Below are 11,268 nucleotides of genomic sequence, written 5' to 3' on the forward strand. Positions count from 1 at the left end.
TGTTCCTTTCATCGTTCGTGCACTCCCGGCGCGGGCCGCAGTGCCGACGTTTCGTACGCGAGCAATTCCTCGATGACCTGGTCTGCGCTCAGGCGCACGTGGTCGAGGTTGCGGCGGCCGACGCGCCACGAGGCCGCGTTCCGCTCGTAGACGAGAGCGGTCCGGATCGCGCTGACCGCGCGCCGTACGGCGCGGGCGGCCTCGGCGTCGGCGTACCGGAGGAGGTCATGGAGCGCCACGACCGCGTCGGCCTGCAGGTTGCTGGTCACATGCCCGCGGAAGATCGGTTCACGGACGACGTCGGGCGCTCGCCACGCGACCGAGTCGAGGAGGTCGCGAACCGAGGTCACCAGGTCTCCGCCGGAGGGGTTGTGAGCGCTGATCGCTCGCACCGCCTCGACCAGGTTCTCGTTGAAGGCACGGCCCTCATCGGTCCCGTTGTTGGCGTCCACCCGCTCCGCCCAGGCATAGAACCGCCGTGCGATATCGGCGAACGTGCGGGCGGTGCGCATCTCCCTCCCGAGGCTCCGCCCCTCCGGAACGACATCGCGCAGCTCCAGCACGGCCAGATCGAACGCGAGGGCGCCCTCGTTGTCGTCCGTTCCGGCGAAGTGCGTGCGGACGTTCATCGCGTCGTACTGATTGACGATGCTACGGACCCGGCTCGGCGGCAGCAGCATGTTGTCGGCGTAGTCGCCGAGGGTCATCGTGTCGTCGTTCATCGTGTAGTCGAACAGGTCGAGCGGCTCCTCATCGTTCTCACGCGCGCGCTGCTCGTAGCGGCGGATGGCCGAGCCGAGCCGCTCCCGCAGGTCCGTCTCCAGCCGGTCCCGGATCCAATCACGGTTGTTCTCGAGGAACTCCTGGACGTCGGCCTGCAACTTCTCACGGATGCCGGCGAAAGACGTGCGCAGGGTCCCGTGCACGAGGTTCTTCGCCAGTTCGGCGTCGTTAGCGAACACGTCGGCCACGGCGTACGTGTGCGTGTTCAGCAGTGTCGCCGCCGTCCGCACCTCGGCGACGCTCGGCACGTACTCCATCGCCGGAACGGCGAATCGGCCCACGCGCAGCCCCAGCCATCCGTTGAAGTACTCCCGCGTCACGTCCGCACCGAACCGTGACCCGGCTCGGAACCATTGCCGCACGTCGCTCATGCTGATGAACCTCTTGGTCTCGGCCAGGAAGGCGGCGACGAACGGGACCGGTACTCCCTCCGTGAGGTGCATGGGGGCCCTCCTTATGAATCCGGGTGGCCGGAGGATGGTCACGTCGTCCGCCCTGGGCCCGAACTCGTGGTCGGGGTCGTCGCCGAACAGCTCCCTCGGGGTCATGCCGCGCGCCTCGCGCCCGCTTTCGCCGTCCCGGAGGCGCGGCGCGTTGTTCAGCCGCCGCTCGGTGTCGCGGAGGCCGGCGTCCGCGACCTCGGGGTCGAAATGGTTCCCCTCGCCCGGCAGCGTCCTCGTGACCGAGGTGACCAGCTCGGGGATCGTGACGTCCACCTCCGTGACCCGTCCCAGCCTCGACGCCTCCGCCGACTCCTCCGAAGCGAGGTAACGGCCACCGGCCATGTAGATCCCGCCGGTGTCGGTCCAGACTCCGACGCCGGTCCTCCGGTTGTAGACGAGGAGCTCCCTTTCACCGCCGAATGGCTCACCCCGGTGCACGTGGATGATGATGGGCCGCTCATGCTCGCTGCCCTGTCCGCCCCCGGGCACCCGGGTCACCTCGTCGAAGGCGATCTGATGGGCGAGGTCGGTGGCCAGTCCCCGGGGGTCCGTGGGGCCTTGCGGCGGGATGTCACGCAGCGCCTGTTCGACCTCCCCGCGACCGACCCGGCCGCCGAGCCACGCGGCGCCGAGACGGGTCAGCTGGAGGTTGACCTCGCTCACGAGCTCTTCCGACACGGGGGTGTCGGCCCGTACGCCCGGGGCCGGCGGTTCAGAGCGGTCCCCGAGCTGCTCGTGGAGGTTGCGGATCAGGGCTTCGAGGTCGGCCACCGCTCCCCGCATGGCGTCGAGCCGGGCCGGCGCACGGCGGTGCGCCGGCACGTCGGCGAGGCCACCCGCCATCCGGGCGCCCCAGAAACGGTCGGTCATCGCGCGCGTCCGCGCGTCGATCGCGGTCCTGGCGTCCGGATCGATGCGCTCCCGCAGGTTCCGGTAGTCGGCCTCCCCGTGCTGGAGGCGTCGTTCCAGAGCACCGCGGACCACCTCGAACTGGCGGGCGGACCGATCGGCGGGCGTCGGCGGCGCCGGCCGGAGCAGTTCCCACCGGATCTTCTGCGCGGCCTCGTGCGTGTTCTCGGCGACCTCCAGCCCGTCCGGCGTACGGTCGACGCGGATCCGGGCGCTGCCGGCGGGCCCGAGCCGGGTAACGTCCCCGTCCCGGACCAGGGTGAGGGGCAGGCCGAGCTCCTTCGCCAGCAGGTGGGCGACGAGGTCGTCCGTCTCCTCATGCCGGCCGTCCATGCCGCGGATCCGGCCGGTCATGGCACGTCCCCAGTCCGCGAAGGAGGTCTCGTCGCCTGACCCGTGGAAGAAGCGGGCGTACCGCGAGAGCAGCCCCTGGCTCGCCACCGCGACGTCCGCCTCCAGCCGGTCCGCGAGCCAGTTCCGCACCACCTGCGCGGCCTCACGACCGCCCGGCGGGATATTCGTCAGCTCGGGTATCTCCCGGGTGAGGTGCGGACCGGCGAGGGCGAGGAGCCCGTGGTAAAAGCGATCGTCGTCGGCCGGGTACGGCGTCGAGTGGGCCGGGTCCGTGCCGGAGGCCGCCACATCGCCGAGGGCGCCGGCCGCGTCCTCGTCACCCGGTCGAGGGGACTCGGGCTCCGAGACGGCCCACTCGGCGATCAGCCGATCGAAGAAGGCGGCGCGCTGCGGCGCCTTCGCCCGCAAGGTGTCGGGCTCCAGGAAATAGTACTTCGCCGTTTCGGATAGATCTTCACCGGCGTCGGTCGCGCCATAACGGGTGATGGGCCGTTCACCGGCGAAATTAGGCCAGCCGTCCTCGGTCCAGCTGCCCACCATCCTGGCGAACTCCGGCAACTGGTCCTTCAGCGCTCCGGCAATGCGCTTGGCGGCCCGCCACGCGAGCTCCTTGGGCCCGGTCTCGAACAATTCCGGATGACGCTGCCTCAATTCCGCAATGGCCGCGGCGTGTTTCGGCGATTCGGCGGCGAGCGTGTCCGGCACCAGGAGCGACGCCCTGATCGAAGCTTCGAGGTCCTCCGCCGCGGTCTTGGCCCCGCTGTAGGGCGGTTCGACGCCGCCGGGCAGCTTCGGCCGCCCATCCGGCCCCCAGCTTCCGAACGCCTCGGTGAATTCGGGCAGGGCGTAGCCGAGGAGCCCGTGCGCCAATTCATGGGTGATGGTGCCCTCGATCTCCCTGCGACCGCCGCCGAGGTCCTTCTTGAAGAGAATGGGGGCGTAAAGGTTCACCGCCTGGTGAGACTCGATGTACTGCCCGGCCATTCCAAAGTCGATCTCACGATTCGATATGCCGAAGGACACGGCACCGATGTGGGTGACCTCCTGGGCGATCCCGGCACGGCTCGACCGTTCTCGCTGCTTGCCGAGAATCGGCGCGTAGTGCTTGAGGGCGGCATGGAGAGCACTCATCTCCTCCGGTGCCCACCGACGTTCCCGGACCTTCGCGAGCACCTCCGCACGGGCTCGGGGGTTGCTCTCTTTCACCGCGGTCACCGCGGTGCCGGAGTCCACCTGGATCCCGAACTCCTCGGCGATCGCCGACGGCTCGCCGCCCGATCGGACGGCCTGCTCGGACGCCGCCTCGCTCGCGTCCTTCTGCCCTGTGCGGCCGGCGGCCGGCTCGTGTCCCTTCATGCCATATGTTCCGTCGGTCCGCGCCAAGGTCAGGGTGTCCACGAGATCGCCCGCCTCCGGCCGGAGGTCCAGCGGCACCGCGCGGCCGGCCGGATCCGTGACGATCACCCGGACGTCGCCCTCCGTCACCGGCGTGCGCGCACCGACGGCACGAACCCGCTCACCCGCCCTCGCCTGCGTCTCCAGCCAGAACAGGGATCCGCCCTCGTTGCGCAGCGCGAACCCATGACCCGGGCCGTTCGGCGAGGACACGAGGATGAACGCCATGGCACCGGCGCCCACCGCCTCCACCACCGGGACCAGGTCCTCCGGACGACCACCCAGCGGACGCCAGTCACCACCCAGCGCCGCCGCCAGATCCGTCTCCGGCCGCATCGAGCCGACCGTGGCGTCGTCCCCGGCCACCACCGGCCGGCCGTACAGTCCCTGCCAGACCGCCGCCAGCCGCGGCACACAGTCCTGGGCCGTCCCGTCCCATTCCGGCAGCATCGCGGTGAGCCGGCGCTCCAGTCTCTCGGCCGGGGAGTCAGCCCGCCGCGCGGTGTCCGGTGATCGGCCGGGGCCGTGCGATGGCCCGTCCAGGGCGGCCCCGGGGGCCGTGCCTCCTGCCGTGTGCGCCGGATCGTCACCGGTCTGAGCGGCCCGCGCCGGCCGCCGTACGGTGCCGCCGCCGGCGCTCCCCTGGAACGGGTCGGCGTCGAGGTTCGCGATCGGTGTCCGGGCCGCGGCCTCCGCGGACGCGGCGTTCCGCGCCGGCGGTGGTACGGCGCCCAGGTCGCCGGTGGGCGGCGCGGGCCGTACCGGTGGGCGCGGCGCGGGACGTGCGGGCGGGGTCGCCGGCGTTCCGCCGTCCGTGTCCGGCTCCGTGCCGGCCCAGGCGGCGGTGTACCGGCCGGGCGCCTGCAGCCGCAGCAGCACGACCGGCCGGCCCGACGGTGATCCGGACTCGACCGTGCCGCCGTCGGGTCGCAGGACGGCGACGCGCAACCCGAGGACGGCGGCGGCCGCGGCCAGGAACGCCTCGTCCGCGTCGGCTCCGCCCTGCGGCGAGGTCAGCGCGGCGATGAGGGCACGCCTCTGGTCGTCCGTGGCGCCGTCGGGCATGCGCACGGCGGGCCAGAACCGCGGTGCGCCGCTGTTCAGGTCGGTGGCGAGCGCGTCCGCCAGGTACGCCCGGAGCTCCGCCGGGGACGCCGGCCGTCCACCGGCGGCCACGGACGTCTCGGCCGGCGCCACCGCCTGCAGGGCGTGCACGACAGGGTCGCCGGTCGCGAGAACCAGCACCGGGCGCAACCCCATCCGCTCGAGCGCCGCCGCCTGCGGCCTCGTGAGCCCGCTGCCGTCGACGCCGCCGGCATCCGCCGCGGACCCCGGGCCGCCCTCGGTCGCGGCCGGCAATGCGGTCACGGGCGGGGCGGGCTGCTCGTGCGGAGACGTGTGTGCGGGCTCGGCGGCCCGCTCGCCCGTCACCGGGTGAGTGCGCGCCCGCGTGTCGGTGACGTCGGACGCGTCGTGGTCCGCCGGCGTCTCGTGCCCGGCCGATTCACCGGCCGGCGCACCGGTGAGGGCGTCCGTCCGCCCGCCCGGCCACTCGAGCTCGGAGTCGCCCAGCCCTGCCGGGAGGTCCGGCAGCACCGGGGGACTTGACGTCAGGCCGGTCACCACCTCGTCCGGCCGGCTCTCCTGAGCCGTGGCACGCCGCCGGAGCGAGGAGAGGTACTCACGGGCGAAGCGGCGGAGCGCCGGCGCCTTGTACCAGCGCTTCGTCGCGGCTGGCGTGTCCGTATCGGACGTGACCGGCATCCGGTCTCCGAGCGTGGCGGGGACGGCGAAACGGTGCTTGAGATTCTCGATCTCCTGGTGGAAGAAGGCACGGATCCGCTTCGGCTCGTACCAGCGGCGCCTCAGGGAGGTGCCGCGGATCGGCTCCGGCGGCTGCGGCTTCGGGCCGAACAGGTGGGGCAGCCGCGTCTCCAGACCGTCGGCCAGCCGGCGGCCTCCGGCTGGGTCCTCCTCGAGCGGGAGCATGCCGTGCAGGCCACCGGGCGCGTGCACCCGGATGACGCCGTGACGACCGGTCAGGTAGACGTCGACGTCGAACCGGTAGTGGCGGTAGTGGCGGGTGGCCTCCTTGTTCCGCTCCTCGGTCACGCCGAGCTCACCCGACTGTTCCTCCGAGCGCTCCCGGCCGTACTCGCCGAGGCCGGCGCCGAGCATCTCCTCCGAGCCGGCCTCGCCGCCGCCCTCGGGGCCGAAGCCCAGGTGCCAACCGCGGGAGCTCTCCTGCTTTTCCTTGCCGGCCTTGCTCTCCTGCGTGTAGTTCCGCCCTTTGAACCGAATGCCGTCGACGGGTCCGATGACCTCCGCCCGGGTGATCTCCACTCCGACGACGGCCTCCCGCTCGAGCACCGGTACGCGGTAGGCGTTGCCCAGGACCTGCCTGATGTTGGCCCGCAGCATGTCCTCGCCGGTGAAGTGCGCATAGCGCAGGCCTGCCTTCGTCGTGAAATCCACGCCGGGGATCCGCCACGCGCCGGGGGCCTCCAGGTCCCGCGGTCTTCCATACGGCGAGGCGACCGGTCCGGCCCAGCGCTCGACGGTGGCGGCGAAGGCGGCGTCCCACGGGTGCAGGTTGTCGATGAGGGCGTGCACCGCCTCCGGGTCCCGCCCCTGCCAGGGCCCGCGCTCGACCCACTGCGGGTCGGTCCCCACGACGGGCGCGATGGGCTCCCCCGGCGCGTCCAGCACGGCGATGCTCCGGGGAACCAGCAGCCGTACGTCGCCCTTGACACCGTCCGGACCCGGCTCGTCCACGTGGTACCAGATGAACGGCCGGTTGCCGTACCAGGCGTCGCCGAGCTCTCGGGCCTGCGCGAGCCGGCCGAGGCCGACGACCCCCGCCTTGACAAGGCGCAGCGGAACGTCGAGGATCTCCGGCGGTTCGGCGCTCAGCCCGAGCTCGACCTTGAAGTCCAGCGGGTTCCTGGACTCCAGCGAGCCCTCCTGGGTGCCGGCGCGGTGGATCTCGAGCGTCTTCGCGGTCTCCTCGGACCCGTGTCCGGACTTACGTTCGTAGCCGCCGCCGAACTCCGGGCCGCCGTGTCCCTGGCCGTGGCCCTCCCGCCCGACCCGGGCACGGACCTGCACGCCGGCCTCCCACCCGCGCGAAAAGCCCTCGCTCTCGATGGACTCGGCCAGCGTCTCGTCGCGGAGGGTCAGCTTCACCTCCGGCCGGTCGAGCTGTTCGGTGGCGGCGCCGGTCCGCGCCCTGACGCGGATCCACAGGTAGCGGGTGCCGCCGAAGGGCAGCGGAACGGGCACCCAGCGGACCACGCCCGACCCGGTCAGCGCGCCGTTGTACTGGTTGCGCAGCGCGTCGGAGGAGTAGGCCGACTCGATGAGGCGCCACAGCAGGTTCGGCCGCTCCTCGCCGTCGAAGAACGCGCGCAGCAGGCCGCGGCCCCGCAACCGCTCCTTGATCCGGTCCAGGACCTGGTCCCCGTCGAGGGTCTCCGGGTAGGACATCCCCTTCAGCAGCGCGGGCGGCACGTGATGTGTCGGCGGCCGCGGGACCGGCGGTGTCACCCCCGGCGCGGTCAGCCCGAGGTCGAAGATCCGGCGTTCGGGGACGAGCAGGTCCATCGCGTCCGTCACCCGCAGGTAGCGGGTCACCATCGTCCGCCGAGAGCCCTTCCGCCGGAACAGCGTCACCTCGAACACCGGGTCCATGCGGTAAGTGTGCGTCGTACCGCCGTACGTGGCCCGGCTGATCGCGATCGAACCGAGATCCCGGCCCTTCTCCCGCTTGCGCTCCCAGGTCGCACCGCCGTGACCGGTGACCTGAATGCGCCCGCCCCAGGGATGCTCCTTCTCCACCGCGGAGTCCTGGCCCCCGGCGCCGCTCGCGGCGTGCACGGTCCCGGACGAGGCACCGTGCGTGTCCGTTACTGCGTCGCCGCCCGGCACGGCGTCGCCGAACAGGCCTTCCTCGGGGCTCAGGGAGTGCGGGGGCCTGGCCTCCGCGCCCAGACGGAACTGCGGTCCGGCGCTGAACGTCCCGCCAGCGGCCCCCTTGTGCGCACTGGCGGTCTTCTGCTGGGCGGTCCCCTGGACGTACTGCTCGATCTCCGTGCCGCCGTCGGCGTTCACATGACGTGGCCGGTAGCCGCGCAACCGGATGCGCAGCGCCTGCTTCATCCCATCCGCGCCCTTCGGCAGGGCGACGAAGCGGCCCGACCTGCCGGCCAGCGCGGGGAAGTACTCGGCGAGCTTGTCCGGCTGGGCCAGCTCTTTGAGCTCAAGGGGCCAGCCGGCCTCATCGGCGAGCCAGGAGCCCGGCAGGCCGTTCGCTTCGGCGTACATCCCGGCCGCGAGACGGGGCAGCTCTGGCATGGCGAAGAAGGACGGGTACAGCCCGGAGCTCCCGCCGGCCCCGAAGTCGGCCTCGGGCTCTTGCGGCCGATCTTGGATTCTGGTGGCCTGGCCGGCCGCCCGGATCTCCTCGATGGTCAGCGGCACGGCAGGCCGGTGCTCGTGCGGCACCACGACCCGCGCGGTGACGTCATTCCGCTGGTCGATCCACCAGATCTCGGCCCGACCACCGACCGGCCGTACCCACAGCTCGTAGATGACGTTGTAGTTGTGCTCGTCGACGTTCTCGGTGGTCTCGGTACGCCGGTAGGACTTGGCGCCCCCGGAGAGGTCGAACTTGCGGGTGTAGGCGTACTCGGCCCGCCCCGCGGCGGCGCCGATCGCGACCCGTAGCCAGTCGAGCGCCCTGACCCGCAGGCCCGCGCCGAATGCGGCCTTGACCCCGAACTCGGTCTTGCGGTGCCCGGCCGCCGACGCCCCCATCAGCGCCCGGCCGTTGACGGTCATCTTGTAGACGCCGTCGCGGTTCAGCCGCTCCATCAGGTGGGCCTTGGCGCCGAGCGCGTACTTACGGCCGCCGAGCGTCACCGTGTGCTCGATCCCGGCCAGCAGCGCGGGCGGACTCGATTCCAGCGCCGGCCTGCTGAACCAGGCGGCCAGGTCCAGGTCGACGTTGGACCAGTCCGTCTTGCGCTTGCGCTGCCGCTCCGGCAGCGCGTCGTGGTGCACCTTGGCCAGGACCGCCCGCAACTGGTCGTGGACAAGTTCCGAACCGGGCAGGGTGACCCCCATCCCGAACCCGAACCCCTTACGCGCCGCGAGCGCCAGCGGCTCCCGATGACTCGGATCGACCTTCATCGCGCGGCCCAGCCGCTTCGGCCGGACGTACGCGGACCGCGGCGGCAGACCGCCCGGCGGCGGCTGAAGCACGGCGACGTTCGGCCGCGCAGGCGACGCCGTTTCCTGTCCCGCGCCGTCCCGCGCCGCCGGCGGGGTCCCGGTCTCCTCCTGCGGAGGCCGCGGACGCAGTTCCGGCGTCCGAACGGCGCCGGTCAGCCGTTCCTCGAAGTCGGCGGCGTCCCGCCGGGCGACGCTGACCTCCGATTCCACCACGGCGCTGACCGGTGGGAGGTCGTGGGTGGTCGACCGGATCTCCACGGTCAACTCCAGCCCCGACCGGTACCTCGACTGCGGGCCCGTCGTATTCAGGACGGTGTGGCCGAGGGCCTGCTCGGTGGCGCCGTACCCGGTACCGCGCGAGAAGTCGAAGACGAACGTAGGCCCGTGGATGAAGCCCTTCTCGCCGTCGCCCTCGTGGCCCGGGGCGGCCAGTCCGGCGAAGCTGAGGTCGAAGCCGGTGAACGCCCTGCTGTCCGCGAGCCGGCCCGGCTTGACCGACAGGCCCGCGCCGGTGTCGAACCGTACGGCGACGTCGCTGTCGCCGAGGTACTGGAGGCTGGTGATCCGCGCCTTGATGGCGAAGTGGCCCTTGAAGGAGCCCTTCGCCATCTTCACGCGCAGCTGCTTCGTCGGGATGCCGCTGCTCAGCAACAGCCGGCTGCGGTTGCGTGCCGACGACTCGGTGAGATGCTCCAGAACCTCCGTCATCACCTGGCGCACGGACTCGGCCGGCATTCCCGCTCCGAGCATCCGGCGCTGCAGCGCCGTGACGGCCGGGATCGTGTCGACCGCGTTGATCACCTCGGTGGCCTGATGCGGGCGCTGCCCGGGCCTTTCCTCGCCGGTCTCGGGCGCCGTACGGTCCGGCCGCGGCGCGCCCGCGGCCGTGAACGGCTCGGGGAGGTCGAGGTCGAAACGCGCGGGCAGCACGACGTCGTTCGGGCGTTCCACTCCGTCCACGAAGACCCGGACCGCCATGCCGCCGCGGAAGCGGGTGTTCTCGGCGACGTAGAGCTTCCGGCCGGCGATGAGCTGCCGCTCCCGCTCGGCCTCCCGCGTGTGGGCGGAGCCCGCTCCGATCATCGGCAGACCGGGGATGAACACCGACGCCACCGCCGTGCCCAGAGCTAGGAACGACAGCAGCATCCCGTCGAGCCCGGTGAAGACCTCTCGGGCCGTCTTGCCGCCGGCGGACAGCGAGGCGAAGGACACCGCGAACTCCCGGACGCCGCCGCTCGGCTGCGTCCCCACGGTCACGCCGCGCAGGACGGGCCGCAGCCAGACGAGACGGCCGTCGGCGGTGACCAGGTGCCCCTTCTGGAAGTGGACCCGCCACTCCTCGGGGTCATCGGTCCGGAGCAGGTCCCGCAGCCCCTGCCGGATCGCCGCGGTCAGTTCCGCGCCATCGTCCTCGTGGCGCGTGCCGCCGCCGACACGGTCGGCCCAGAACTCGACCTGGTCGGCCGACCACGGGTCGACGCCGGTGAACGCCGCCTCTCCCAGCGCGTCGGTCTCGACGTACCACGGGGCCTGCTGGACGGCGGGCGGCCGCTCGCCACCGTCCCGCCGCTCGGTACCGGCCTGGGCGGGAACGGCCTGCGCGGGAACGGCTGGTACGGAGACGGGCACCGGTTCGGGGGCCGTCTCCGGCGCCTCAGACGGTGCGGAGCCCGTGGTGCCGGGCCAGTGCACGATCCAGCGATCGTCCGCGACATTCTCCGTCTCGGGACTGAGGGCCGGTCCGCCCAGCCGGGCGACGATCTCATCGGCGAACGACAGGCCGCCATCGGGCCTCGGCCGCCCGATTCCGGGCACCAGGAGCAGCAGCGGATCACCCGGCTCATAGGTTGTGTTCTTGGCGATCCAGCGCGCGACCTCCCCGGGGGTCCGCCAAGCCCCTTCGAAGAAGAGCGTGAAGGCGTCGTTGTCGTAGGTTCCGCGGATGATCAGCGTCTCCCGCGGTTCGGCCGGGGCGACTCCCTCCGTCACCATGTCGCCGCCGGCCGGCTCCGTCGTCGAACTTCCGGCAGGCACCTCGCCACCGAGTCGAGGGCCGTCTTCCGCACCCCGCGACGAACCCGCCGCGGCCGTCCACGACGGCGCGGACGGCACGACGTTCGCGGGCCCCCCACCGGGCAGGCGCACCCCGAAG

At 72.3% G+C, this 11,268-nt stretch carries 1 protein-coding gene; it reads right to left on the bottom strand.

Annotated elements, in window-relative coordinates; translation table 11 throughout:
• Nucleotides 1-8 precede the first annotated feature (8 nt).
• Nucleotides 9-11,108, bottom strand: coding sequence for a hypothetical protein (locus NE235_RS36085; protein ID WP_252811236.1), 11,100 nt, complete (start codon nt 11,106-11,108; stop codon nt 9-11).
• Nucleotides 11,109-11,268: the final 160 nt, after the last annotated feature.

The organism is Actinoallomurus spadix, from assembly GCF_024055725.1.
Lineage (GTDB): Bacteria > Actinomycetota > Actinomycetes > Streptosporangiales > Streptosporangiaceae > Actinoallomurus > Actinoallomurus spadix.

What these genes read in the sequence shown, in the direction of transcription:
- NE235_RS36085 (WP_252811236.1), bottom strand. Translation starts at nt 11,108, where the DNA reads ATGGTGACGGAGGGAGTCGCCCCGGCCGAACCGCGGGAGACGCTGATC.